The sequence below is a fragment of the Flammeovirga sp. MY04 genome, assembly GCF_001682195.2.
GTDB lineage: Bacteria > Bacteroidota > Bacteroidia > Cytophagales > Flammeovirgaceae > Flammeovirga > Flammeovirga yaeyamensis.
In genome coordinates this window covers 4129158-4155202 of record NZ_CP003560.2, presented here as the reverse complement: position 1 = coordinate 4155202, position 26045 = coordinate 4129158, and the positions used below count along the sequence as shown (strand labels likewise).

Sequence of the window (26045 nt, the reverse complement as noted above, 5' to 3'; positions counted from 1 at the left end):
AATTTTATAGAATCAATTTTAAAATAACGCACTAATGCAAACTAAACGTATCAGCCTAATCTTCATTTTACTTTTATGCTTTTGTCAAATTACTTTAGCTCAAAGTACTTTTCAAAAAGGGTATTTTATCAATCTTCAAAACGATACTGTTCAATGTTACATCAAAAACTTAGATTGGAGATCTGAGCCTCAGAAAATTAGTATCAAAAAAGAGCTTTCCCAAAAAGATCATCAAACAGTTAGTAAGGAAGAAATGCTAGAGTTTGAGATTTTTGATCAATTAAAGTATATAAAAGTAATGGTGGATGTTGATAGAACATCACAAAATATTAAAACTTTATCTTATGAAAGACAGCCTAAGTTTGAGAAGGAAGAAGTCTTCTTAAAAGAGATTTACCATGGTGATGTGTTACTTTACGAGTTTCATCAAAAAGAAATTACATACTTTTATTTGAAAGGTAAAGAAGGTGAAATATTACCATTAGTGTATAAAGAATACTTTGGACAAGATAAATTTCATGTCCACAAAAATGAGTACTACCAACAACAGTTATTAAATCTTTTTGAAAATGACGGAGCGACGATTAAGGATGTAAAGAAATTAAATTATGAGGCTTCTTCACTTATCAAGTTTTTAAGTAAATTCTCCTCAGAAAGTAAAATCACTGAAAATAAAATAGAAAAGACATCCAATTCTAAAGGAGGGATAAAGTTTAGCTTGAGACCTGGATTTACTACAGGTTCGTATATCTTCGAAAAAGGTAATAAAAACAATCAAACCATGGATGGACCTATCGATTTTGGATCAAACACTCAGTTCAAAATAGGTGTTGAAGTGGAAGTGGCATTTGGCTTTAATCATCAAAAATGGAGATTATATTTAGAGCCTTCTTACCGTAGTTTTTCTTCTTCTGCACAAGTCGAAAACCTAAATCTTGATGTTAAATATCAATCACTTCATTTCCCATTAGGTTTAAGATATTATTCATACTTGGGTGATAAATGGTCCATTTTTTACAATGGAGGTCTTTCTATTGATCAGCCATTGGATAGCTATTTAGATAGAAATTTAGCAGTAGACCCTTATAAAATGACCTTCTCTATTGGATATCATCTAGGACTTGGAGTTAAATACAATAAACGTTGGGGTACTGAGTTCAGGTACAATCATCAAGGATCTCTGTTTAGAGACTATCAGAATTTTGCAGATAACTTTAATGTTTTTGAGATGAGTCTAGTCTATACCATCAATTAATCTTGAGCGTTTATTTTCGCAAAAAAAAGAGTCACCTTTTTATAGGCGACTCTTTTTTGAAAATTATTAATCTATTTCTTCTCAAGATATCTCTGCATTAAATCTAATGAAGCCATCTTGAATTGTTCTTCATTACGTATTTTGCTTAACTGTCTAGCTTCATGTTCTAATAGATTCACTTTACTTGGTACAATGATAGGATTTCCATCTTTATCAACTGTATAACTAACCGTGTAAGAATTGATTTCATTAAGAAATGTGAAGTTAGAATTCGATGAGCTATGCATTGAAATTTCTGTGATATCGTTGGTTAAAAAATCAGCAAACTTACCATTATGAATAGTAGAAATACCATCAATAGAAAGTTTTCTAGGTAAGGATAATGATTCGTTTTTTTCAGTGCTCATAGAGACTCCAAGGTAGAATTCTGTTTTACCTTCTGAAGGTTTAACTACAGAATATCCGATAATATTTTCTACATTTTCTTTTTCAATATCATGTTGGTAAGGAGATAAAACAATATCGCTTTCTGTTATGTCAAAATCAAAAGAGTTATTAGCATATGGTTCTTTAAACGAATCATCTAAATTTTTTATTTCTGATACAAATCCACTAAAATTGTTATTTGTTACTTTCTCTTTACTTCCGACATGAGAAATATCTTCTTTATCTATATTTATATATTCATATAAAGTATACTCATGTGGCCCTTCTTCAGAAAGATATTTTTGATTACTAGAAAAACCCTCAACAAATTTTATTCCCTCGTGTTCATAAGCAAATCGATGAAAATTACTTGACAACATCACTTTAGAAGGTACTTTTAAATCTGATTCTTCAATAAAAATAGTATCACCATCATTCATCATTTCAATTGATATCATTATTCCTTTCTCTTCATTTGTAACATGAACAGAATAACTCTTTACACTATTTAAATCTAATTCTGATACCCAAGAAAAGTCAGTAGATCTAGTAATTGTGAGATAATCATAATTATCATCTGAAGTTAATGTCTCATCTATTTGTGATAGGTGTCTTTCAAATGATTTTGAAACGGCTACAACTACTGTTTTTTCATTGGCCATTACTCTTGATGGACGTACTATAGCATCTAATTTTAAACCTTCTCCTTGAGAATAGAATTCTTTTATTCTAATATATCTATAATCTTTAATATAATCCCATAGTGGAGATGAACCTTCAAACCCTGCATAAGCTTCTATCACTTTGGTGTCAAACTCTACCAATTTAAAATCTTGTCCTTTAATCGATTTTGGTATTTCTATTATTTCATTAATTCCATTGCCATCTTCGTGTAAGAATTCAGTCACTGGGTTTAAATCTTTGTCTAAAACCATATAAGAAAATAATGCCTCTTTTGTTTCTGATCTAGAAGTCCATTCTCCTTGAATTATCTCATTATAATCATTAAATGATGCAGAGTAACCTGCCTCAACAAAAATTAGAGGAAGGTAATTATCAACATCTACCTCTAGTTCTTTAGAAATTTCATTTTTTTCTAAAGTTTCATCACTCGAAAATTTCACAGTAGCTGATATTGTATAAATACCGTCATCAAGTTGTTTGGAATCAAAGATTACTTGGTGTTTGTCATCTTCAAAAGAATAGTCCGATTCTAGAACTTTACCATTATGGGTAAAATAGATATCATCTATATTGATAATATCAGATGAGTAAGTCCCTAAATCTACCTCAATAGTATCTTTACCTCTTAGATAATCGAGTTCTTGGATGGACATTTCGGGTAGATTGATTTCTACCTCTTCTTCGATTTTTTCTTCAATCTCTTTTTTCTCAGAACAAGAAAAGAAAAGAGCACACAATAAAATAGTTATTGCTGACAGTCGTCTATTGTATAGCATTTGATTAAGTAGTTTTTGTAAAAAATTGAGAGCAAAGTTTTTAACTCAAAGTTCTTATAAAAATAAAAGAGCAAGATGTAACTTTAACATCTTGCTCTTCAATCTGATAATATCAGAGAATAAATGGGTAAAATAGATTAGTAAATAATCTTCGGCCCTTCTTTATTTACTTTAGAAACAAATTTATCACTATCAATACCGATAGCTTTGAATGCTTCTACTTTTGCATTTGCAATTCTTTCTGCCTTTTCCATTCCCTTACATAAAGAGAAAACAGATGGTCCAGAACCTGAGATGGCTGTTCCCATAGAACCCGCATAAACTGCCGCTCTTTTTACTTCATCAAAACCTGGAATTAACATCGAACGAATAGGTTCTACAACAACATCCTGTAGCGATCTACCGATAAGTTCGTAGTTTTCTTGCTCTAATCCAGCAATTAAACCACCAACATTACCCCACTGTCTGACTGCATCCGCCAAAGGCACTTCACCTCGAAGAATGTTTCTTGCATCTTTTGTAGATACTTCGATGTGAGGATGAACCACTGCACAGCATAATTCTTCCGGCACGTTCAACCTTACTACGTCTAATGGATCGTAACTTCTTACCAAAACGAAACCTCCATATAAAGCCGGAGCAACGTTATCGGCGTGTGCAGCACCACAAGCCACTCTTTCTCCTTCCATCGCGAATGGAAGTAATTCTTCCATACTCAAAGGATTATCAAATAGTGCGTTTACGGCAAAAGCACCTGCTACTGTACTTGCAGATGATGAACCTAAACCACTACCAAAAGGCATTTTTTTATGAAGGATTACTTCAATACCTGCTTTTTCAGCTCCAATTTTTTCTAAAAACTGATACACTGAAACAGTGGCTGTATTTTCTCTAGGATTTCTAGACAAACGTCCTTCATCTCCTGTAATATCTTTAATAACAATACCCGGCTTATCGACTAATTTCATTTCGATTTCGTCGCCTGGGCTGTCTACGGCAAAGCCGAGGATATCAAAACCACAAGCTACATTGGCTACTGTAGCTGGGGCAAAAGCTTTTACTTCTTTCATGACGTTATTCGTCCAAAGTGAGTAATAATTATTTTTAAATATAATGAGGACGAAGCATCGCCTCGTCCCCACATTATCAATTAAGAAGTAAGTTATTTGATAATTAGAAATAACAACCTATTACTTATTACCTATTACTTCTTACCTATTTTCTAGTTGATTAAGAAGTTTCCAATCGTAATGATCTCTGCAAATACACCTGCAGCAGTCACTTCCGCACCAGCACCAGGTCCTCTGATCACCAATGGTTCGTTGAAGTAACGACGTGATTTGAAAACTACCATGTTATCAGAACCTACCAATCCGTAGAATGGGTGAGTGCTATCTACTGCTCTTAGTGCAACAGTTGCCTTACCTTCTTCATCAAGAGTAGCAACGATTCTAAGTGCTTTACCGTCCAACTCTGCTTCTGCTCTCTTCTCTTCGAATAAGCCATTGGCTTTTTCTAATTCTACGAAGAAATCATCTACCGATGGAGCATCTAAACATGCTTGTGGTAAGATCGGTTCTACGGTTACATCAGAAGGTTCTAGATTGTACCCTGCCTCTCTAGCTAAGATCAAGATCTTACGGGCAACATCTACTCCACCTAAATCATCACGTGGATCTGGCTCAGTATACCCCATCTCTTTGGCTTGTTTTACCAAGTCAGAGAATTTCATACCTGCAGCAAACGTGTTGAACAAGTAAGAAAGTGTACCTGAAAGGATACCTTCAATTTTGATAATCTTGTCACCTGATCTACCTAAATCTTGAAGAGGACCGATAACAGGAAGACCTGCACCAACGTTGGTCTCATACAAGAATTTTACTCCTCTACGTTTTGCAGCTGCTTGACACTTTAAGTAGTAATCTAAGCTACTTGAGTTCGCAATTTTGTTTGGAGTGGTGATCGAGATAGAGTTCATCAAGATCTTTTCGTAAAGTTTTACAGCACTTTCGCCTGGAGTACAGTCTACGAATACTGAGTTTGGCAAGTTCATTTCGATCATTTTCTCCACGAACAATGCTGCATTCGATTCCTCTCCATCAGCTAGGATCGCCTTTTTTTCTAAAGAGATGTCCAATCCTGTATCACTAAATATCATTTTCTTAGAGTTCGCCGCACCTACTACGTTCAGACGTAAATTACGCTCTGTTAGTAAGTATTCTGCTTGATCTCTCATTTGGTTCAATAGTGTACCACCAATCAAACCTAAACCTAACATGAAAACGTTCAACTCTGCCATATCCGACAAGAAGAAGATTTCGTGAAGGGCGTTTAATGATTTATTCAGGTGTTTTTTCTCAATCACTACAGATACGTTCAATTCGGATGAACCCTGTGCAATTGCTGCGATGTTTACACCGTTTTTACCCAATGCACTAAACAGCTTTGCTGCCACACCTGGGCGTTCTTTCATGTTTTCACCGATAATGGCTAAAATAGAAAGGCTATTTTCTACCTCTACCGGATTTACTTTACCAGAAGCCATCTCATTGAAGAATTCCTCTTCGATGATCTTCTTACTAGCTGCTGCATCTGATGGAGCAACGGCGAAAGTAATGGTATGTTCTGATGATGCTTGAGTAATCAAGATCATAGATACACCGCCTCTAGCTAATGCACCAAACAATCTCGATGATACACCCGGTACACCGATCAAGCCACTACCTGATAAAGTGATTAAAGAAATATCTTTGATAGAAGAGATTCCTTTCACTGGCCAATCTTCCTGTCCTGAAGTACTTGTTACCAATGTACCAGGGAAAGAAGGATTGAATGTATTTCTAATTCTTAATGGAATATTCTTTTTAATTGCAGGCTGCAATGTTGGTGGATAAATCACTTTCGCTCCAAAGTGAGACATCTCCATTGCTTCTTCGTAAGAAAGCTGCTGTAAAGAGAATGCTGTTGGTACTACGCGAGGGTCTGTAGTCATCACCCCATCAACGTCTGTCCAAATCTCGATTTCTTTCACGTTCAATGCTGCACCGAAAATTGCTGCAGAATAGTCCGATCCACCACGACCCAATGTCGTTGTTTCACCACTTTCTGAAGATGCAATAAATCCAGTAACGATTTGCATTTTATCCGTCTCACCAAAATGTTTAGTGATTGCAGAGTTCGTCGTTACAAAATCAACTTTTGCTCCACCGAATACAGCGTTCGTACGAACGATCTTACGAGCGTCCAGCTGTTCTGCTTCTACACCAATTTGAGTTAAGTATTCGGCAATAATGAACGATGATAAACGCTCGCCAAAACTTTGAAGAATATCTAGAGAACGAAGAGACAATTCTTTCAACAAGAAAATACCTCTCAAAATATCCTCAAGATCATTAAGTAATAACTTCACAAAAGCGATCGTCTTACTTTGTCTTCTTACCTCAATCAACTCGCGAATACAGGTCAAATGGGTAGACTCAATGTCTTTTAATAATGACTTATAGGTCTCATCTCCAGAAGCGGCTCTTTCGCCTACTTCTATTAACTTATTTGTGATGCCACTCATTGCCGATACGACTACGGCAACCCTTTGTCCGTTTTGTTGATAATCGGAAAGGATACTGGCTACTTGTTGGATATTTTTCGCACTTCCAACTGACGTTCCTCCAAACTTGAGTACTTTCATCCTTGTTCCTGTTCGCTAGTCTTAAAAAAATAAACAATTCGCAATAATTAGCGATATAAGTTATAAAAGTAGTAATAATATTACTGAATCGCCAAAAATTTATCAAAAATGCAACGACTTCAACTCAAAGTGGGGTAACTATTGCCTTTTTTTAAAATTAATTACGATTTATCATGAGAATTAGGCACATCACTACATTATAGTGAATGGTATTTCACTATTACGAAATTCTTTCTATTATTGTAATAACAACACACATATAACACCACATAAACACACAATGAAAACAATTCTTATTCTAGGTGCTGGGCGTTCTGCCTCGTCTCTAATTAACTACTTATGTGAACACGCTAACGACGCATCTTGGAAGATCCTTTTGGGTGATTATCAATTGGCTTTGGCTGAAGAGAAAATCAAAAAGTATCAAGGGGTCGCTACGGCCTTTCAATTTGATATAAACAACGAAGAACACAAACAAAAGTACATCCCTCAAGCAGATATCATTGTCTCCATGCTACCGGCGAGATTTCATATAGAAGTCGCTAAAATTGCGGTAGAAAATGGGATTCCTATGACCACGGCTTCTTATATCACCGAGGAAATGCAAGCCTTAAACGAACAAGCCAAAGAAAAAGGAATCATTTTATTAAATGAAATAGGACTTGATCCTGGCATTGATCATATGTCTGCGATGAAGATGATTGAAGAGGTGAAAGAAAAAGGAAACAAGATCGAAGGTTTCGAGTCGTTTACTGGCGGTTTGATGGCCCCTGAATCAGATAACAATCCATGGAATTATAAATTCACTTGGAACCCCCGAAATGTAGTCATTGCCGGACAAGGTGGTGCCGTTCGCTTTCTTCATAATGGAAAATACAAGTACATCCCGTACCATAAATTATTTAGAAGAACGGAGCGTATCGAAATCGATCATTACGGAAGTTTTGAGGGATATGCCAACCGAGACTCTCTAAAATATGTCGAAAAATACGGTTTAGAAGGTGTACCAACAGTCTACAGAGGCACATTAAGAAGACCGGGATTCTGCAGAGCATGGAACTGCTTTGTAATGTTAGGAGCCACCGATGATAGTTATGTAATGGAAGATACCGAAGACATGACCTATCGTGAATTCATCAATTCTTTCTTACGTTACAACCCTCAAGACTCAGTAGAATTGAAGCTAATGCAGTATCTAAAATTATCACAAGATGATTTGGAAATGGACAAACTGAGATGGTTAGACATATTCTCGGATAAAAAAGTTGGTTTGAAATCGGCTACCCCTGCCCAAATTCTCCAAAAGATTTTAGAAGAAAAATGGAAATTGGAGAAAGAGGACAAAGACATGATCGTGATGTATCATAAGTTATTCTATCAATCAGGTGATGAGAATATCATGCGAACATCGCATATGGTGGTCAAAGGAAAAGACCAAACTTTTACAGCAATGTCGGATACAGTAGGGATTCCTCTTGCTATCGCTACTAAATTGATATTGGAAGGGAAGATTACCAAAACGGGAACGTGTATTCCTGTTCACAAAAATATCTATGAACCTGTATTGGAAGAATTGAAACAGCACGGGATTGAGTTTGTGGAGAAAGAAGTGAAAATGAGTCCTTCTGAGCTTTCAAGTTTATAATCATTTTATCATCTTTGCGGCCAACACAACTTACCATTATTTTTCTATGAAAGAAGCCATCACATATGGCCTGTTGGCCTTTACTTCTTTCTTCACTCTGATCAACCCGGTAGGAATTATGCCGGTATTCATGACTATCACGAATCAGTTGGAGAAAGACGAAAGAAAAAGAACGGCACTTAGAGCCACTTTAATTGCCTATTGTTTCTTGATTTTCTTTGCGATTTCAGGACAATCGCTATTTAAATTTTTCGGGATTTCTATCGATTCTCTGAGAGTTGTAGGAGGTATTATCTTCTTCTTAGTAGGTTTTGATATGCTTCAGGCTAGATTGGGTAGCGTGAAAGTAACCAAAGATGAAATTCATGAATATGCCAATGATGTAGCAATTACTCCTTTGGCCATACCTATTATATGCGGACCAGGTTCTATTGCCAATGCCATTATCTTAATGGATAATGCAGGTGATAGCCCTTATAAAATGGGTGCTCTATTTATTGCAATCACTTTAGTATTGGCCATTACTTGTCTAAGCTTATTAGGGGCAAGTCCAATTATGAAAGTACTAGGTGATACCGGCAACAAGTTAATGCTTCGTTTAATGGGTCTTATCGTTATGGTCATGGCCGTTGAATTCTTATTTGCAGGATTAGGGCCGTTGATTCATCGATTTATAATGAATCCATAAGGTGATAATTATATAAAACAAAGGGCTTCAAGTTGATTGAAGCCCTTTGTTTTATATCAGTTTTTATATATTCTTCACCTTCAAATGATAATCAATTTTATCAATTCTTTGGCGACCATATAACGTAGTATATCTCACATAAATAGGTACCACCTTGTCAATGTAACTGTTTTTAGGTAAAGGAATTTCTACCACTCCTCTGTGGCCATACATTTGAACAAAAGATAGATTAGGATTCCATTCTTCAGCAGTGATCACTTCCTTACTTTCATCTTTCACTAAAAAGAATTTGGTATTCTTTCTTCTTACATCGAGGTTTAGCTCCAATACCACTTTGTTGTAATCTTTAGTATCATTATTCATCGTTACTAAGATTTCTGGATATTGGGATTTTTGTTTTCCTGACTTGAGATACTCTTTTAAATGAATAGTTGGCTCTCCATCAACATAGGTTTCATCTGCTTTTAGCTGACCATTTTTATGATAAAATTTTCTTTGATATACATACCCGTTATCATAAAATGCTTCCTTATACAATGAGCCGTCTTTGTTATATTGTTTCGAAACACCGTGTTTTTGACCGTCTACGTACTCGATTTCCATGTGTTTTTTACCATCCTTATAGAACGATCTAGACAATCCATCTCTTTGGCCATCTACATATCTTACTACAGACTTTTTGATTTTAGTTCCTTTGTGATAAGTCACACGGACTTGATCTTTTTTAGGATTTTCAGCTAATGCAATTTCTTGATTTTCTTCTTCTAATTGTTTGCTTATTTTTTTTACCAACATGAAAATGCTAAAAATAATACTAGTTATTAGAAAGAGCTTTGTTTTGTTCATAATAAATTTGCTGTGGAATAGTAGTTAATACAGATAAAAAATATTGATTTTAAGTCGAACCTTAAATATACAAAAAAAGCCATCCGAAGATGACTTTCATTATTAGTTCTGTGAAAATATTTTCACTCAAGCTTATCAAATAATTATTCTTGATTCTTTTCTAACCACTCTAAGCGTCTCTCATCAGCAAGGTGTTTTATCTCAAAATCTTCGAAAACAGCTTCAAAACCATCACCATCAGGACTTGCGGCCATCATGCCTACCATCATTGGTTTATGATCAGGCAAGTAAGCTAGATTGCTCATCTGATAATTTTTACCATCCAATGAATAAGAGATCTCAACTGAATCTTGTCTACGGATAGCTTTTATCCAGATTGATTTAGGCTTACCTTCTAAAGCAACTACGCTCCAGCTTGAATGATCGTTGGTGACTACTGCAGAGAAGTTATATACTCCATCTACATATTCGATACCTGTCTTGATCCAATGTTTTTCGTCTATACGAAGCATTAACCCCATTTGGTCAAAACGAGTTTTATAAGCACCTGTGATTTTTACATTCACTTCGAACTCTCCACCTCTTGTTTGATAATAGAAAGGACCATCATCTACTGTAAAACCATAGTGCGTTTTTCTCCAATAATCAGTCTGACCAGTAACTTGCATGGTTAATTTATTGTCTTTTACTTCCCATTTTTCAGGGGCATTAAACCATTGCATAACTTGTGGATTCATTTGGGCAAATAAATAAGGTGATGTAAATAGCATACATCCAATTAAAAGGAATTTTTTCATTTTCAATCTTTATTATTTAGATGCACAATTTAATTAATAAGCTGAATTAGAAGAAACTTATTTCTTTTTTAACCTATGTGTTAAATGTTTTTCTGATTATATACCTCGACTACCAAGGAAGCACATATCCCAAGTCGAAACTCAAACTCGTTTCTTTCTGACTCATGTTGTACTCACAAGAACCACTGATATTGAATCGTTGCTTCCCAATATTAAATTGATAATTAAGAATAAGACCTGTACTCCAATCGCCACTATTAAAACTGTATTGTCTTGAGGCATTATCGTTATCCATAAAGCCTTTGGCGAGACCAGTTCCTATCGACCATTTATCATTGATCTTATAATTTAATGTTGCTGTAAAAGTGAAGGTAGACACATCTGAGATTCTATTTTCACTTGTTCTTTCTAACTCATTATCCCACATTAATGCAGCTCCTACTGAGAACGGGCCATTACCAATTGGTTTACTGTAATCCACAGACCATCCATAGAAAACGGCATCTTTATCCAACTGATTACCATAACTCACTGCCACTCCCCACGCTCCTTTATTATTTTTTTCGATTAAAGATTGACATTTCACTTCTGTTCTTGACACAACCAATAACAGAACACATATAAATATCTTAGCAAGTAGTAATGAGACACTTTCAACTAATTTTTTCATTGTATATATTGATGTTCAATACTATAAGTGTAAAAAATTACAAAACCCCCTATCAAAAAATCAAATTGACTATCTCCCTTTTATCCCTAAACACAAAAAAACTTCTAAATTAGAGGTGATCATCATCTAATCTAGAAGGCATTTTTTATTATCTATTCATTCAACTATGGCATTGCTGAAAATGATTTTTTGATAAACGCCAAAGCTTCCTTATTTGCATTCTGAGCATCTTCTTCATTATATCTATCTGATGATGGATTGGCAAAAGCATGATCCGAACCATACATCTTCACTGTTAAGTTCTTCCCTGCCGACTTCATATTATTTTCAAATTCTGCAGCTACGTCCGGATTGATCCATTTATCTTTCTCTCCAAAAATACCCAATACATCACATTTTAGATCTTTCAAACGATCTACATCTTTGACAGGCATTCCGTAATACATCACACAACCCACTGCTTGTTGGTCTATCTGAAGTGCAGATTGCAATGACCAACCTCCACCAAAGCACCAACCCACTGTGGCCACTTTAGCGTCTTTTCCAACATAAGCCAAGGCTCCCTGAATAATAGAAGCAGCTCGTTTAGGGTCACATGCTTTCATGTATTTACCTGCTTCCTCACGAGTCGTTCCCACTTTACCATCGTATAAATCCAATGCTATGATGTTGACATCACCTAGATCGCTTGCATATCGATCCGATTCATTTCTCACATAATCGTTCAATCCCCACCACTCATGAAATACAAATAAATACTTAGAAGACTTCTTTTTCGACTTCACAAAATAAGCTTCACCTTGTTTACCATCGGCTACATCAAAAGAAATACGCTTCCCTTTAAACTTCGTCTTATCTAGAGTTCTTGACATACTGTGTGCCTCGCGAAACTCCTTTTGGTTCGTAAATTCCGCAAACGCTCTTGCCGAAGCTATATCTGCATGGCATAATACCGGTTCTTTAGGTTCTGATGTTTGATGAAATGATAAAAATGAAAGTCCCATCAAGAAAATGATGGATAGAAAGATGCTTACTTTTTTCATAGTAGAAATCGAGTGTAGTTTAAATAATCAATGAATATGATTTTAATTGTCCTATTCAATAAACCTAAGCTAACAATTTTAGTTTTCAAAAGCTTGATTTAATTTTAGAAATCAAAAAATAATAAATCAAATGCTGAAATTAACGGATAATGGTATTGATGCACCTATACTAGTATTAATACACGGTTTCTGCGAAAATAAATCGATTTGGGATGATTTTATTCCCTCACTTACTCCCTATTTTAGAGTGATCTGTTTAGATCTACCAGGTTGTGGTGAAAACCCCGAGATAGCATCGCCTTCTCCCCAATTAAGTGATTTTGCCGATGAGATACATCAAACACTTCAAGATGTAGGCGTATCGAAATATACCATGATTGGACATTCATTAGGAGGATACGTCACTTTGGCTTATGCCAAGAAATACCAAACTTCGTTAAACGGCATTGGCCTTTTCCATTCTACCGCCTTTGAAGACGACGATGCCAAAAAAGAAGTCAGAATAAAAGCAGCTGATTTTGTTAGAGCCAACGGTGCAAGAGCCTTTGTTGCTCCAATGATCGGTAACCTATTTGCCGAAAAAAGAAGAGAGCAACATCGTCCGACCATACATCAAATAATAGCAGAGGCTGAGAAAGAAAGCGTCGATAGTATTGCCAAAATTTCCCTCGCCATGAAAGACAGAGGAGATAGTGCAGCACTACTTACTCAACTAAACATCCCTGTATTATTTATCAATGGTAAAAAAGACGGAGCAGTACCTTTAGAAAAAAGCGTCGAGCAAAGTCACCTACCCAACGATGCCCACGTGTATTACCTTGGGGATGTTGGACATATGGGGATGTTTGAGGAGAAGTTGAAATGTCAGCAGATTGTGATGAACTTTCTAACCTACACCAATAATAGGTAGCAGGTAGCAGGTAGCAGGTAGCAGGTAGCAGGTAGCAAAGTTAACGCTCGTTTTAAGTAAGAAGTAAGAGGGAAGAAGTAAAACTGGCGCAAATGTTTAGCGATAGCGACATTTGTGCCCATAAACTTCAGAGGTCTCCCGACCTCGTTTCATTATAAATGACAGTTATAAAAATGTAAAAACCGAATTCTTCCCCAAGAAAAACTTATCAAACCATCTAATAATTGACCAATCGGTCCAAAAAGGGAAATATTGTTAAGTTGAAGTGAAGAATAGCATAACAAATACCCTTGGAGACCCTGCATATTTGTAATGTTCAATAACAAAAACACTAAAAGAAAATATCATGAAGAAGATTAATAATATCGAAGAATATAATGCATTGGTAGCACAAGGAACTCCAGTTTTACTAGACTTTTATGCTGATTGGTGTGGACCTTGTCAGGCTTTACTTCCAACAGTAGAGAAGCTATCTGATGAGTACGATGGAAAAGTTACCATCCAAAAAGTAAATATCGAGGAGGTTCCAGAATTGGCCGCACTTCATAAAGTAAGAAGTATTCCCAACTTGGTGTTTATGAAGAACCAAAAAGTAGTCAATACACATGTTGGCTTTGCAGGAGAAGATGTACTAAGAAAAAACTTAGACGCTTTAGCCAACTAATCTTTTCGGTTAACCTAGAAAATTAATTACACTCATTTCAATCATATAGCATGTTTGGAAATCAATTGATACTCCAAACATGCACTTAAAACTATCTAAACGTTATGTCACAATTTACAGTCCCTAGTATCGATCAAGTGTCGGCTCAAAATCAAGAAATCTTTGGCCAACTAAAAGAAAAACTAAGTTTCGTCCCTAACATCTATGCTTATATCGGTAAGCACGACACAGGATTGGGAGATTTCCTAGCTTTCGGTAACAGAAAGTCAACGTTATCGAATAGAGAAAAAGAAATCGTTAACCTTTCGGTAAGTGAATTGAACGGATGCGAATACTGTCTTTCTGCCCACACTGCTATTTCTAAAATGAATGGTTTTAGTGAAGCAGAAATCATCCAAATTCGTTCAGGTAACATACAATTTGATGATAAGTTAAAAGCTTTAGGCGCTTTTGCGAAATCAGTTGCTGAAAATAGTGGAAAAGTCGATGAGGCGACTAAAAATGTCTTCTTCAATGCGGGTTATAACGAACAAGATCTTATTGATGTAGTGCTTAGTATTGCTGAGATTTCAGTGACCAACTACATTCACAATTTAACGAAGATTGCAGTTGACTTCCCGTTAGCTCAGCCCTTAAACGAACTTCAACAAGTTTAGTCCCCCGAATTTTATTTGTTGTATTTTGAGTAGATAATTATTTTTGAATAATTGTCTACTCTTTTCTATTTGATATATCCTATGAAATTTGAGAAACCAACAGGAGAATACCTCGAAATATTAGACCTTACCTCTAATTGTGATTCATCGATGTTAAATCAGAATGAAGGGAAACTTTCTGTGATTTGGTTTACATCAGATAATAATACCTTAATTATTGATGGCAGAGAAAGACAATTTGATCATAACGAAATTATCTTCCTGACAGAGTTTCATCAAGTAGAGAAAGTAAAAATCAATACTGCTAAATTTGTAAGGTTCAATAAATCCTTCTATTGTATTGTTAACCACGATAGCGAAGTAGGCTGCAAAGGAGTACTCTTCTTTGGATCGAATAGTATCCCTCGTATCAATTTATCTAATGAAGATGGCGAAATGTTGATCTCCTTGTGGAAAATATTTGAATACGAAATGAAATCAGCGGATGAACTTCAACTAGAAATGCTTCAAATGCTCCTCAAAAGGCTTTTGATATTGTGTACGCGTATTTTAAAAAAGCAAACCGCATTATCAGAGCTGGAAGACGATAAACTCACCATCGTCAAAGAATTTAATTATTTAGTGGAACAGCATTTTAAAGAAAAAAAGACGGTAGCAGAATATGCGGATCTTCTTAATAAATCTCCTAAAACGCTATCCAATGTATTTAAGTTATTAGGACAAAAAACCCCACTTCAATTTATTCAAGAAAGAATTTTATTAGAAGCAAGGAGACAAATAATATATACTGATCAGTCCATTTCTGAGATCGCTTTTGAATTGGGGTATGATGACATTCAAGCCTTCAGTAGGTTCTTTAAAAAAGCAGAAGGCAGCAGCCCAAGTGAATACAGAACACTACAAACAAAAAAAGTCAGCTGATGTAAACATCAGCTGACTTTTTTATTGGAATACGGTTTAGATTAACCTTGTGTATTCAATAAAGCTAAATATTTCTTAGCGTCATTTACTACTTGAGACTTAGCGTAATCTGAGATTACAGCTTCGTAAGTTGATTTAGCGTTAGCTACATCACCTTTTGCCTCATAAGCAAATGCTAATTTCATTAAGTAAGCAGGAGTGAAATCATCGTTCTCCTTGTAGTTCACTGCATCTTTGTAAGATGAGATCGCTGCATCAAAGTTTTCAGTTTGAACGTAAGCATCTCCGACTAAAGCATATGCTCTAGCTTGAACTAATAAATCTTTAGAAGAGAATTTCTCTAAGTGATCGATTGCTTTTTCGAACTCACCCATTTTCATGTAAGAAACACCTGCATAGTAGTTTGCAAGGTTGGCAGCTTTTGTTCCGCTGTACTCATCAGCAACAGCTAAGAAACCAACAGTGTTTGCATCAACATCACCATTTAAGGCTTTGTTTAAAGAGTCTTTTTCGAAGTAGAAAACCGCAGGAGATAAAGCTGCTTGAGCTTTTGCGTTTTCAGACTCCATGTTCATTCCATATAAGAAGTAAGCAGCTACGATTACTACAACAGCAGCAACTAAACCGATTACACTATTTTTATTTTTATCAAGGAAACCTTGTGTCTCTACAATTCTCTCCTGTAATACCTCAGCGCTCTCAAATACTTCGTACTCCTTGTGTTCCTCGTGAGTATTACCTTTGTCTACTTTTTGTTTTTTTTCTTTCATGATTGCCATGTATATACTATTAGGTTCGACCTAAATATTTTTGTTCATATTATTCAGTCGGCAAATTTATAAAATTTCCTCCAAACTTAATATTTTTCGCCATAGTTTAGTCCTAAAAATGTACATAAATACACTTAATTCATAAAAAAAGCTGTCCTTTTAAAAAGAACAGCTCTCTCATTAACAAATTTAGATTATTTATTAAGAATCCAAGAACGGGTAGTTCTCTTCAACATAAACATCTGTATATGCTTCCGATTTATCTGGGAATGGAGACTCTTCAGCGAATTTCACAGCTTCCAACACTTTTGCCTTTAAGCCTTTGTCGAACTCTTTCAATTCTTCTTCAGTTGCCCACTTGTTCTTCAAAATCGTTTGTTTTACTTTTTCGATAGGGTCTTGTGCCTTGTACTCAGCTACCTCTTCTTTCGTACGGTATTTTGCTGGATCGGACATCGAGTGACCTTTGTAACGGTATGTTCTGAATTCTAAGAAGTAAGGACCTTTACCTGCACGTACATGAGCAGCAGCCTCTTCCATTGCAATATGAACTTCCTCTACTGTCATACCATCTACTGGACGAGAAGGGATATCATATGCCGCACCTAATTCGTATAAGTGGTGTACATTGGATGTTCTTTCTACAGAAGTACCCATTGCATAACCGTTGTTCTCTACGATAAAGATTACTGGTAATTTCCAAGCCATTGCCATGTTGAATGCTTCGTGCATTGCACCCTGACGGATAGCACCATCACCAAACATAGTTACACAAAGGTTTTTCGTTCCTTTATATTTCTCAGAAAATGCAATACCAGCTCCCATAGGAATTTGTGCACCTACGATACCGTGTCCACCTGCAAAGTTTACACTTTTATCGAAGATGTGCATTGAACCACCTTTACCTTTAGTTGTACCAGTTGCTTTACCGTACATTTCTGCCATCACAGCACCTGGGTCTGTCCCCAACATAATTGGATGAGCGTGATCACGGTATGCTGTAATATAAGAATCGTCTTTCGTTAACGCAGAAACCTGACCAGCGGCACAAGCTTCCTGTCCGATATACAAGTGACAGAAACCTCTAATTTTTTGCTGACCATATAGTTGTGCCGTTTTTTCTTCAAAACGTCTTACTAATAGCATGTTTTCATACCATTCCCAATATTGCTCTTTTGAGAAGGCACGCTCTTCTTTCAGTACTTTTTCTTCTTGAGACATCTCTTACGGTTGTTGAGTGTTAGCTGTCCACATTTTGGAATGTAGAGGCTAAAAGATATATTTTAAATTTTTCGTTTTCGCCCCAAATCTGCTAATATTTCGGTAAAAAAACAATCTTATTTGCTTTCAATATTTAACCGAAAGTGATTTTTGTCAATTTTATCACACTTCTTTGCTAATAATTGTTGTCTAGAGGGAGCGACAATAATTCTTTTTCGCAGGTACAACCCGTTCCCATATGATACAAACTAAGTCGATCAAACTTCATCGTTTTGCCTACCCATTCTTCACAAATTGTCGCTTCTCCCTGCCCTAAAGTGATATGTGGTTGATAATTATGGTAAGCATTTTCATCAAAAAATTGATTGAGATATGCTATACCTGAAAAAGGCATATTTTCATGAATTACATAGAAGTCCTCATTATTTTCCTCTTCCATCTGATCAAAGTGATAATTTTTCATCAACGCACAAACACTTTGATGCAAGCCAGTTAAACTATTGTTTAATTCAACATTCCAACCTACCGTATTTATATTATGCTTATAAACTGATGAAATATTTAAAGATGATAATTCTGAAAGATCCAATATCTCTAGATAATCACGTAACTTACTAAATAACTGATCAATACGACTATCTTCCACTCTGCACATGCTAATTGATACATGAGGAATAGTTTCTTTTTTACCCAATTTCAATTCTGTATCAGGCAGTCGACGATTATAGTCAATTATTGAATCGATGTATTGTTCAGACGGAATTAAAACGAGGTCTAAAGCGGTATATTTCTTCATTTACTGCTCAATCAAAATTTTTTTCAATAAAAATACTTCTTGATGCAACCTACGTATTTTATTCCTGTCTTTAGGGCAATACTAGTGCAAATTAATTCTTTTTAAAACCTGAGCCCAACGAAAAATACTCAGGTAAATTGGTAGATAACAAAATCAATCTTCAATCATCAACTATTTATCTACTCAAAAATTTAAGATCATGGTCAAATTAAGAAAACTACTTTTACCACTTATCGGAGTGGCACTTCTATCTTTTTCATCATTCGGACAAGAGAAAAAAACAGATTTTTATTTTTCTGGTGGAATGGAAATCATTTTTTCTGGAATGACGGCGAATAAAATCAATAACCAAGAATATGGAAATGATGTGATTCGTTTTGCTCCTGTATTTAACGGACAAACCTATTTCAATATGGATTTAGGTAATCACTTTGGCTTGTTTGCAGGGGTTTCTATCAAAAACTTAGGATTCATATTTGATGTTCCTGATGAATATAAAGCAGATGCTAGTTCGGGTACTGTTAGAAAGAAAATGAGATCGTATAATGTGGGTGTTCCCGTGGGTATTAAAGTAGGAAATCTCAATGGGTTCTTCTTATACGGCGGTTATGAAATTGAACAACCTATCCATTATAAAGAGAAAACTTTTGTTGGCGGAAATAAAACGAACAAGTTCTCGATGTGGTTTACCGATAGAGTCACCACCCAACAAAGTGTGATGCTAGGTGTGCAGTTTACAGAAGGATTAAATCTTAAGTTTAAATATTACTTGGATCCATTCTTTAATGAATCATGGGGAAGTGATAAAGAGAATATTCATGGAACAACATTAAGCTATAATCAGATTACTGGCAATGTATTCTACTTCTCTCTCAACTGCGATATTTTTGATACAAAACGCAAAATCAATAGAATTAAAAAAGCTAAAGTGTCTGTTGATTTCTAAAAGATATAAACCTCAAAAAGAGATCTATATTATACACCAAGTTCGAACGTAGCAGTGCTACGTCCCTACAAGATCAAAAAACGGATGCCTCAAATTAAATTGAAGCATCCGTTTTTTATATATGATAGAGCAAAGTTCCTAACTCCTAACTCCTAACTCCTAACTCAAATTACCTTCTATCAAATTTACTCAACTCAAATACTTTCTCAAGAATTTGACGATCGTGTATCGTAAACTCCGCCTTACGTCTTGCAAAAACACGTTCAGCTATTTCTATCATTTTATCTAATTCTGCCACATCGTTCGATTCAATCGCTCCCCATGCAAAAGATGGAATGTGTTTTGGAGGAAAACCACCACCGAAAATATGTGCAGAAACCCCAACCACAGTACCTGTGTTAAACATGGTGTTGATCCCTGCCTTACAGTAATCGGCCATCATCATTCCACAGAATTGTTGACCAGTACTCACATAGTTTCTATCCGCATAACTCCACACTCTAACTGGTCCATAGTTATTTTTTAAGTTAGAGTTGTTTGTATCAGCACCTAAATTACACCACTCTCCAACAACCGAATTACCTAAATAACCATCGTGGGCCTTATTAGAATAGCCAAAAATGACAGAGTTGTTAATCTCTCCTCCTACTTTACAATGAGGACCAAAAGAACAATCTTCTCTAATTTTTGCTCCCATGTTAATACGTGTACCTTCTCCAATAGCACAAGTACCTTGAATAATGACACCTTCCTCGATCACCGCATTTTTACCAATATAAATTGGCCCTTTTTGTGCATTTAGAATCGCAGCTCTTACCTCTACCCCTTCTTCCACAAAAATATTGGCTCTACCATACACTACCGTATGTGGATCTTCGATATGATGCGAGTGTCTACCTCTTGTCACCACCTCAAAGTCCTGCATAATCTGTCCTCTATTTTGCGTAAAGATCTCCCAAGGATGCTTAATTAAAACGACTTCCTCTTGAGGAACTTCAATTCTCTCAAAGTCACCTGCTTCACTGTCCAATGTTTCGAATTGATGTGAAGTATGCAATACCAATAAATCTTCTCCACAAACCAAACCTTGTCCTTCTTTCAACTCCTTAATTCGATTAAGCATCGAAGGGTTCGGACATAAAGAACCGTTGATGTAGTATTGATCGGTACCATGTTTTAAAGGAAATTTTCCTTGAAGATATTCATCTGTTAAGAAAGATACTTTAGTATCGAAAGCTCTTTCCCACTTTTCGAAGATTTTAAAAATACCCACACGGATATCTGCAATTGGGCGAACAAATGTGAAAGGAAGAAGTTTGACTCTCGTTTTAGGATTGTCGAATAAAATAATATTCATGATCTATGGAGATAATGATAGAACAGCTTAGCGTATCTGCTCTTTAATAACGCACAAAAAATAGTTTAAACGTGATGTTGTTTATAACTACCACAAAAATGCACTCTTAATTTCGATAAACAAAAAAAGCCATGATTTCATAAAGAAACCATGGCTTTTTGTACAGAAAAATAAAATTATTTTTTACCGTATCTTTTGTTGAACTTGTCAACACGACCAGCTGCTGAGATAGCTGCTTTCTTACCAGTGTAGAACGGGTGAGAAGCTGAAGAAATCTCGACTTTGAATAAAGGATAAGTTTCACCTTCGTGCTCAATAGTCTCAGTTGTAGCAACTGTAGATCCAATAAGGAATTTTTCGTTTGAAGTCAGATCGTGGAATAACACTGTTCTGAACTCCGGATGAATGTCTTGTTTCATCTTATTAATATTTTTAACTTTTTCTGTAATCCCAAATCGAAATGCAAAAGTAGTATATTTAAACTACTGATACAAAATAAATTGCAACTTATTCGATAACAACTATAAATAAATTTAAAAATCGACCTATTTCTTTCAATACCAGGTCGCTACACGAATAACTTTTGCATACGTTTCTACGCTATTGAATTGATTTTCAATATGTACATAGACGATAAATTGTCCATACATTCTTTCTCTAGAATCGACTTCCCCATCCCATTTTATCGCATCTCCTGCAGCCAAGGTATAATTTTGAACAAGTTGTTTTACCAATTTTCCAGACAAATCGAATACTTCCATTCTGTAGATTCTTAAAGCACTTTCAGTAGTATTCCTTATCTCCAGAAAATCATTTTCTCCATCTTCATTCGGAGTGATTATAGGTGCACTAAACGTTAAACCTCCAATACTACCCTCTTCATTTTTCGAAAATTGATTTCTAGAATTCTTTTCCCCCGGTGTTGCATACCCCGCACTTTCAGTAGCAGAAGTCCAATTACTTTCCAGATCAGCGTTATCATTATAGCTGATACGTTCCAAACTCACATCTTCTGTATCTCTAATATATTGTTGGTGAAACTGATCTCCATAATTCATCTTTTCCCTTACCTCATTTTTATACCACAAACTCAAAGTTCCACCCGCATTCGGAAAAGAAGGCAAACTCATTTCAATCACACTTTCTGATGATAAACTCGGATAATAACTCATCAAATACTCTTTATTGCTTGTGAGTACCACCCAAGAATGTGGATGTATCAAATAATACTTCGTTTCTGATATTATTTTTTTACTTTCCGATCCATTAGAAATCACCCAATCATTCAGCAAAACAGGAAGGTCAGAAGCATTATACAATTCCACAAAATCGGTATTCAACACAGAAGGATCATAAAGTATTTCTGATAAATGAAGAGAATGACTATCTAAATTCAATGGTGTGATCTTGATTTCCTGCCTTTCCGAATTTCCAAAACAATCACTCACCCCCTCAATCATTATTTGATGTTCATTAGTAAATCCATCTCCTACAAAAGAAATGATCTGATCATCCACCTCTACATCTAATAATGAATAGACACTCGACCCATAATTAATTTTTAAATCTCTCGACTTATTGATGGAAATCTCTTCATCAAAAAAGAGCACCACCGTATCTTCAATGGAAATTGCGTTTTCTAAACTCGGTGCCTGCTTGTCGTCCCAAACATAGTTTACCGAATTCTCTTCCCCTGCCGTTCCTCCTCTTTCGTCATCAGAATACGTCCAATTAAAACGACTGAAACAATCGCTCGATACATCAATACGTTCCATCGACCAACCTCCCTCTTTCTTTTGTGAATCATCCAATTGATCAATATCGTAAAAGACTTCATCGACCAACTCATTTTCGGTATTGATGAGTTGTATATACCCCTCGTCATTTCTCAAAATCGGAAAGTTATCAACACCTATCACTTGGATATCTTTATCAAATAGATTTTCAGCATCTTGATCACACAAGACCACGTATCCTCCCGGAATAATCCAATCATTTGGTAAGTCAATTGTATCCCCATTACTTAACATTCTGCACTCAGACAGGTACAAGTAGTCGTTCGATGTGTTGTGTATTTCTATATACTCTGTTTCAGGCATTTTGACTATTGGTGAATGATCAATCATCAACTCACTTACTAACATTTGTTGATATTTAACTTTCTGAGGCAATACAAAGGGTTTTTGATAGTAAAATTGAAAGTTGCTAAAACAATCAACAAAGTTATCAACAGTTAAAAATATCAACATTCCGGTCGGTAAATCATGATCGAAGCTGATGTTCAGGGTATAGTTATCAACAATTTCGAGGTTATTCACAGAGTTATCAACATTCAACAAGGAGTAATTGCTTGTACTATTCACAGAATCTCCCAACACCTTTTTATTGAATTTCACCTGAATTGTTCGAGCACCAACACCTTTAATCTCATCAATTTCAATAGGTTGACTATCTTCTAAAAGTGCAAAAATAGAATTTTCAACACCCACAGTACTTCCAGAGGAATGTTGACAACTTTTCCAATTTTGATGTGCATCACAAAAAAAGTGTGGATCAATTCGTTCTAATGATTGTCCACCATTTAAATGTGCTTGGTTATTGAAATGCATTGGATAACTGACTTCATCGTACATCTGATCATCGAACCATAACTGAATACTTCCTTTACTATTTAATAAGCCTGAAAAATTCTCCAATGGTAAGACATGAGCTACTTCTACAAATAAAAACAACTCTTGAGGCTTTGTGAAAACTAGAAACTCTCCTGCCTTTACTACTCGATGAGGCAACTTGATTTTCTTTTCATCAATCATCAAATAGCCGCCAAAAAGAGAAACACCTTGAGTAGTGGGGTTATGCAATTCTATAAACTCAGCATTCGGGCTTCCAATAGATGGAGTGGGATCAATCATCAATTCATTTAATACAATACTACCTATTTCGGGAAGTGTAGGGACTTCAATGGAACATATTGTATCCTTCTGCATTTTATTTTGATGCACATCTTCAACACCTGCATGAACAACTAGGGCCAACATTTCTCCATAATTTATTGGAGAAGACAAATCTAATCTCAGCGTATTTTCTTCTAATTCTTTTTCTGAAATTTCTTTCTCTTCAATTGTTACACGTCCGTTGATCAAACTTTCTTCATTTATCAACTCAGAAAAAATCACAGAGACTGTATATCTATCGATTAATTCCACCTCTTTCACTTTTGGTGGAACATTATCCCATTGAAATGATATAGCATGTTCTTTTATCAAATAGCCTGAACAAGTTCGACCGCTTTTAATCGTTAATATCTGCTCAACATTGTTCTGCAATTCATCTTTTAAAGTGATGTACACTTGAGTATCATCAATAAATTGATATTGGATATTTTCTGCTTCTAAAAAATCTAACTTCTCTATTGCCTCCTTAAAACGAAGTACAACATGATGATGATCGATAATACTGAGTTCATCTAATAGTGATTCGAAGTCTTGATAAAGGAGGGAATCCACATCAGAAAATATCACTTCTTCAATAAGATCAGAAGAGAAATCATTTTCATCTTTTAGACCAATCAGTTTTAAAACATCAGCATCTTTAATAGGTAATTGAATGATCTTTTTTCCACAATTCGACCAATCATACTCATATAAAGTGTTATTTATAAATATGGAATCACAAGAAATGATCTCTTCACTGAAAACTATAAAAGCGGAGGAATCCTTTTTTATATAGGTTTCCACATTTGGAGGAGTAATATCATACACAAACTTTAGGTATCGATTATTCATCACATTGCCTTGGAGATCCTCGATATTTTTTACCTGTAATGTATAAGTGGTTAATTCAACCAAAGCTTCCATATCTAAAGAAAGTAAAATCTCTTGACTCGAGATCAATTTAACTTCACTTACTGCTGTATTATATAAGGCATAATTAAAACGGTCTTCCAACCCTTTTACCTCTTCTGAAAATTTAATGTAAAACTGATTTGGAGGATGGAAATCATAAGCGACTATTTTCGGCTTTTGGGTATCATAATATACATTGATGCTAGTGTTCAATACATTTCCTTTATGATCAGAAATGCCGGAAAGTGTCAAATCAAAAACAGTATTCTCAGGGAAAGTCTCCTCAAAATATAAAATCATTTGATGCTCATTGATACTAAATTCTTTGACCTGATACCCATCGAAAGATATGCCGTATACTTCAGATAGTTCAATAGCTTCAGAAAATTCTAATGAAACCGAAAAAGGAGTTAGAATAGAGGTTTGTACAATTTTAGGAGGTTGGGAATCGGTGTAAACGGTATCAAAAGAAGATGGCAATAAGATATTTTGATTTTCATCGCATAGATAAGAGAAGGAAATAGTTATAGCATCAGATTCTTGCAAACCGTTTTGAAGTAAGAGTACCAAGCTTTCTTTGGAATCAAAGAATACACTATCTAAAGTTTTATCACTCACGTTAAATTGTGATACATCACCACAATCCAAAAAAATCGGCTCATCAAATTTTAATTTTATTTGTTGATGATCCAAGAAAGAAACCTCTACTAATTTAGGAGGTGTGAGGTCAACTTGTTTAATCTTCTTTTTAAAACTGAAGTCTTTATAGAAAAAAGCATTACCCCGACTGCTTGATGTAAACAGAGATGACAGTCCGACTTTATATGCACCTTCCTCTAAATGTATATCAAATACTCCGAGAAGTTGGTCATTAACCTTTAAAGTGAATTGATGACCGATCAACTGCACTTCGACTGTATTCCAATCTTGATAAATCCAATCGGTTTCTATTTCAAAAATGACTTGATCAAGGTGTCTTACTTTAATGTAAGAACCCAAATCAACTTCAAGAAGATCATCAAAAAGTAATAAGCTGGAATAGTTTGTTTTTTGTAAAGAAGATGAGATCGAAAAATCATGCTTTATATAGATAAGCCATTCTAAGGTATCCTTATTAAAAGAGTAAGGAAAATCATTTTTATAAAGAAAGTCTATTTTTCGTTGACCACTTCCTGACACAAAATTGGATTGAATTGTTGTATTATCTAAAAATAAATAATTTCCACTAGGTATATCGCCTGAGGAAAAGAGTTTTGTATTCCAATTTTCTTGAGCTGAAAAGTCAGAAAATACATCAATGGTTTGTGCTTGAATCCTAGTAGAAAAAAACACACAATAGAGTACATATAATAATGTAAAAAAGCGTATTTGTGAGTACATAGTTATGAATCGTTGAACTAGCAATGAGAATAGTGAGAGAAGTCACTATTGATAAGAACTTTTG

General features: G+C 35.3%; 21 protein-coding genes. 8 read left to right on the top strand and 13 right to left on the bottom strand.

The features are described from left to right. Positions 1–34: 34 nt before the first annotated feature. On the top strand, positions 35–1255 hold the full coding sequence (locus MY04_RS16595) for an outer membrane beta-barrel protein (RefSeq protein ID WP_066211441.1): 1221 nt from the start codon (positions 35–37) through the stop codon (positions 1253–1255). 71 nt (positions 1256–1326) lie between these two features. Here MY04_RS16595 and MY04_RS16590 read toward each other — a convergent pair whose 3' ends face one another. The 3 genes from MY04_RS16590 to thrA all read right to left on the bottom strand — a co-directional run bounded on the left by MY04_RS16590 (position 1327) and on the right by thrA (position 6826). Continuing rightward, positions 1327–3141: a hypothetical protein gene (locus tag MY04_RS16590; RefSeq protein WP_158297741.1), complete on the bottom strand. Its 1815-nt coding sequence runs from the start codon at positions 3139–3141 to the stop codon at positions 1327–1329. A gap of 137 nt (positions 3142–3278) precedes the next feature. After that, positions 3279–4211, bottom strand: a complete 933-nt coding sequence (locus tag MY04_RS16585) for a homoserine kinase (RefSeq protein WP_066211437.1) — start codon at positions 4209–4211, stop codon at positions 3279–3281. Between the two features lie 152 nt (positions 4212–4363). Continuing rightward, positions 4364–6826 (bottom strand): bifunctional aspartate kinase/homoserine dehydrogenase I, encoded by a 2463-nt coding sequence (gene thrA / locus MY04_RS16580; RefSeq protein WP_066211435.1) that lies wholly within the window; start codon positions 6824–6826, stop codon positions 4364–4366. A gap of 280 nt (positions 6827–7106) precedes the next feature. Here thrA and MY04_RS16575 point away from each other — a divergent pair, with 280 nt between their 5' ends. Further along, entirely contained in the window at positions 7107–8471 is a 1365-nt protein-coding gene (locus MY04_RS16575) for a saccharopine dehydrogenase C-terminal domain-containing protein (protein WP_066211434.1), read from the top strand. Between the two features lie 46 nt (positions 8472–8517). After that, entirely contained in the window at positions 8518–9159 is a 642-nt protein-coding gene (locus tag MY04_RS16570; protein ID WP_066211432.1) for a MarC family protein, read from the top strand. A gap of 63 nt (positions 9160–9222) precedes the next feature. Here MY04_RS16570 and MY04_RS16565 read toward each other — a convergent pair whose 3' ends face one another. The 4 genes from MY04_RS16565 to MY04_RS16550 form a co-directional block, all read right to left on the bottom strand. Further along, a complete protein-coding gene (locus tag MY04_RS16565; RefSeq protein ID WP_169055538.1) occupies positions 9223–10005 on the bottom strand; it encodes a toxin-antitoxin system YwqK family antitoxin in 783 nt (260 codons plus the stop codon). Positions 10006–10148: 143 nt separating this feature from the next. After that, entirely contained in the window at positions 10149–10802 is a 654-nt protein-coding gene (locus MY04_RS16560; RefSeq protein ID WP_066211430.1) for a DUF1349 domain-containing protein, read from the bottom strand. A 109-nt stretch (positions 10803–10911) separates the two neighbouring features. Then, the gene (locus tag MY04_RS16555; protein WP_066211429.1) at positions 10912–11472 is read right to left on the bottom strand and encodes a hypothetical protein; all 561 of its coding nucleotides are present in this window, start codon (positions 11470–11472) and stop codon (positions 10912–10914) included. A 164-nt stretch (positions 11473–11636) separates the two neighbouring features. Beyond that, the gene (locus MY04_RS16550) at positions 11637–12515 is read right to left on the bottom strand and encodes a dienelactone hydrolase family protein (protein WP_066211428.1); all 879 of its coding nucleotides are present in this window, start codon (positions 12513–12515) and stop codon (positions 11637–11639) included. 130 nt (positions 12516–12645) lie between these two features. Here MY04_RS16550 and MY04_RS16545 point away from each other — a divergent pair, with 130 nt between their 5' ends. From MY04_RS16545 to MY04_RS16530, 4 genes are all read left to right on the top strand, one after another. Then, positions 12646–13425 carry an alpha/beta fold hydrolase gene (locus MY04_RS16545; RefSeq protein WP_066211423.1) on the top strand — a complete coding sequence of 260 codons (780 nt, stop codon included), beginning with the start codon at positions 12646–12648 and terminating at the stop codon, positions 13423–13425. Positions 13426–13771: 346 nt separating this feature from the next. Beyond that, on the top strand, positions 13772–14089 hold the full coding sequence (trxA, locus tag MY04_RS16540; protein ID WP_066211421.1) for a thioredoxin: 318 nt from the start codon (positions 13772–13774) through the stop codon (positions 14087–14089). A 104-nt stretch (positions 14090–14193) separates the two neighbouring features. After that, positions 14194–14745, top strand: coding sequence for a carboxymuconolactone decarboxylase family protein (locus MY04_RS16535; protein ID WP_066211418.1), 552 nt, complete (start codon positions 14194–14196; stop codon positions 14743–14745). Between the two features lie 81 nt (positions 14746–14826). After that, entirely contained in the window at positions 14827–15666 is an 840-nt protein-coding gene (locus MY04_RS16530; protein ID WP_066211415.1) for a helix-turn-helix domain-containing protein, read from the top strand. 41 nt (positions 15667–15707) lie between these two features. On the opposite strand, the gene MY04_RS16525 is transcribed toward MY04_RS16530, so the two are convergent. The 3 genes from MY04_RS16525 to MY04_RS16515 all read right to left on the bottom strand — a co-directional run bounded on the left by MY04_RS16525 (position 15708) and on the right by MY04_RS16515 (position 18453). Further along, positions 15708–16436 (bottom strand): tetratricopeptide repeat protein, encoded by a 729-nt coding sequence (locus tag MY04_RS16525; RefSeq protein ID WP_066213393.1) that lies wholly within the window; start codon positions 16434–16436, stop codon positions 15708–15710. Positions 16437–16637: 201 nt separating this feature from the next. Next, positions 16638–17657: a pyruvate dehydrogenase (acetyl-transferring) E1 component subunit alpha gene (gene pdhA / locus MY04_RS16520; protein WP_066211413.1), complete on the bottom strand. Its 1020-nt coding sequence runs from the start codon at positions 17655–17657 to the stop codon at positions 16638–16640. Between the two features lie 175 nt (positions 17658–17832). Then, positions 17833–18453 (bottom strand): hypothetical protein, encoded by a 621-nt coding sequence (locus MY04_RS16515; RefSeq protein WP_066211411.1) that lies wholly within the window; start codon positions 18451–18453, stop codon positions 17833–17835. A gap of 199 nt (positions 18454–18652) precedes the next feature. Between MY04_RS16515 and MY04_RS16510 the strand changes: the two genes are divergently transcribed. Beyond that, positions 18653–19399, top strand: coding sequence for an outer membrane beta-barrel protein (locus MY04_RS16510; RefSeq protein ID WP_066211409.1), 747 nt, complete (start codon positions 18653–18655; stop codon positions 19397–19399). Between the two features lie 169 nt (positions 19400–19568). On the opposite strand, the gene MY04_RS16505 is transcribed toward MY04_RS16510, so the two are convergent. The 3 genes from MY04_RS16505 to MY04_RS16495 form a co-directional block, all read right to left on the bottom strand. Further along, positions 19569–20756, bottom strand: a complete 1188-nt coding sequence (locus tag MY04_RS16505; RefSeq protein ID WP_205960481.1) for a GlmU family protein — start codon at positions 20754–20756, stop codon at positions 19569–19571. 176 nt (positions 20757–20932) lie between these two features. Beyond that, positions 20933–21175: a type B 50S ribosomal protein L31 gene (locus MY04_RS16500; protein WP_066211405.1), complete on the bottom strand. Its 243-nt coding sequence runs from the start codon at positions 21173–21175 to the stop codon at positions 20933–20935. Positions 21176–21310: 135 nt separating this feature from the next. Continuing rightward, positions 21311–25981, bottom strand: a complete 4671-nt coding sequence (locus MY04_RS16495; RefSeq protein WP_066211403.1) for a gliding motility-associated C-terminal domain-containing protein — start codon at positions 25979–25981, stop codon at positions 21311–21313. Between the last annotated feature and the right edge of the window lie 64 nt (positions 25982–26045).

Excerpts from the sequence above, each read along its gene's own strand:
- MY04_RS16595 (WP_066211441.1), top strand. The coding sequence starts at position 35 with ATGCAAACTAAACGTATCAGCCTAATCTTCATTTTACTTTTATGCTTT.
- MY04_RS16590 (WP_158297741.1), bottom strand. The coding sequence starts at position 3,141 with ATGCTATACAATAGACGACTGTCAGCAATAACTATTTTATTGTGTGCT.
- MY04_RS16585 (WP_066211437.1), bottom strand. The coding sequence starts at position 4,211 with ATGAAAGAAGTAAAAGCTTTTGCCCCAGCTACAGTAGCCAATGTAGCT.
- thrA (WP_066211435.1), bottom strand. The coding sequence starts at position 6,826 with ATGAAAGTACTCAAGTTTGGAGGAACGTCAGTTGGAAGTGCGAAAAAT.
- MY04_RS16575 (WP_066211434.1), top strand. The coding sequence starts at position 7,107 with ATGAAAACAATTCTTATTCTAGGTGCTGGGCGTTCTGCCTCGTCTCTA.
- MY04_RS16570 (WP_066211432.1), top strand. The coding sequence starts at position 8,518 with ATGAAAGAAGCCATCACATATGGCCTGTTGGCCTTTACTTCTTTCTTC.
- MY04_RS16565 (WP_169055538.1), bottom strand. The coding sequence starts at position 10,005 with ATGAACAAAACAAAGCTCTTTCTAATAACTAGTATTATTTTTAGCATT.
- MY04_RS16560 (WP_066211430.1), bottom strand. The coding sequence starts at position 10,802 with ATGAAAAAATTCCTTTTAATTGGATGTATGCTATTTACATCACCTTAT.
- MY04_RS16555 (WP_066211429.1), bottom strand. The coding sequence starts at position 11,472 with ATGAAAAAATTAGTTGAAAGTGTCTCATTACTACTTGCTAAGATATTT.
- MY04_RS16550 (WP_066211428.1), bottom strand. The coding sequence starts at position 12,515 with ATGAAAAAAGTAAGCATCTTTCTATCCATCATTTTCTTGATGGGACTT.
- MY04_RS16545 (WP_066211423.1), top strand. The coding sequence starts at position 12,646 with ATGCTGAAATTAACGGATAATGGTATTGATGCACCTATACTAGTATTA.
- trxA (WP_066211421.1), top strand. The coding sequence starts at position 13,772 with ATGAAGAAGATTAATAATATCGAAGAATATAATGCATTGGTAGCACAA.
- MY04_RS16535 (WP_066211418.1), top strand. The coding sequence starts at position 14,194 with ATGTCACAATTTACAGTCCCTAGTATCGATCAAGTGTCGGCTCAAAAT.
- MY04_RS16530 (WP_066211415.1), top strand. The coding sequence starts at position 14,827 with ATGAAATTTGAGAAACCAACAGGAGAATACCTCGAAATATTAGACCTT.
- MY04_RS16525 (WP_066213393.1), bottom strand. The coding sequence starts at position 16,436 with ATGAAAGAAAAAAAACAAAAAGTAGACAAAGGTAATACTCACGAGGAA.
- pdhA (WP_066211413.1), bottom strand. The coding sequence starts at position 17,657 with ATGTCTCAAGAAGAAAAAGTACTGAAAGAAGAGCGTGCCTTCTCAAAA.
- MY04_RS16515 (WP_066211411.1), bottom strand. The coding sequence starts at position 18,453 with ATGAAGAAATATACCGCTTTAGACCTCGTTTTAATTCCGTCTGAACAA.
- MY04_RS16510 (WP_066211409.1), top strand. The coding sequence starts at position 18,653 with ATGGTCAAATTAAGAAAACTACTTTTACCACTTATCGGAGTGGCACTT.
- MY04_RS16505 (WP_205960481.1), bottom strand. The coding sequence starts at position 20,756 with ATGAATATTATTTTATTCGACAATCCTAAAACGAGAGTCAAACTTCTT.
- MY04_RS16500 (WP_066211405.1), bottom strand. The coding sequence starts at position 21,175 with ATGAAACAAGACATTCATCCGGAGTTCAGAACAGTGTTATTCCACGAT.
- MY04_RS16495 (WP_066211403.1), bottom strand. The coding sequence starts at position 25,981 with ATGTACTCACAAATACGCTTTTTTACATTATTATATGTACTCTATTGT.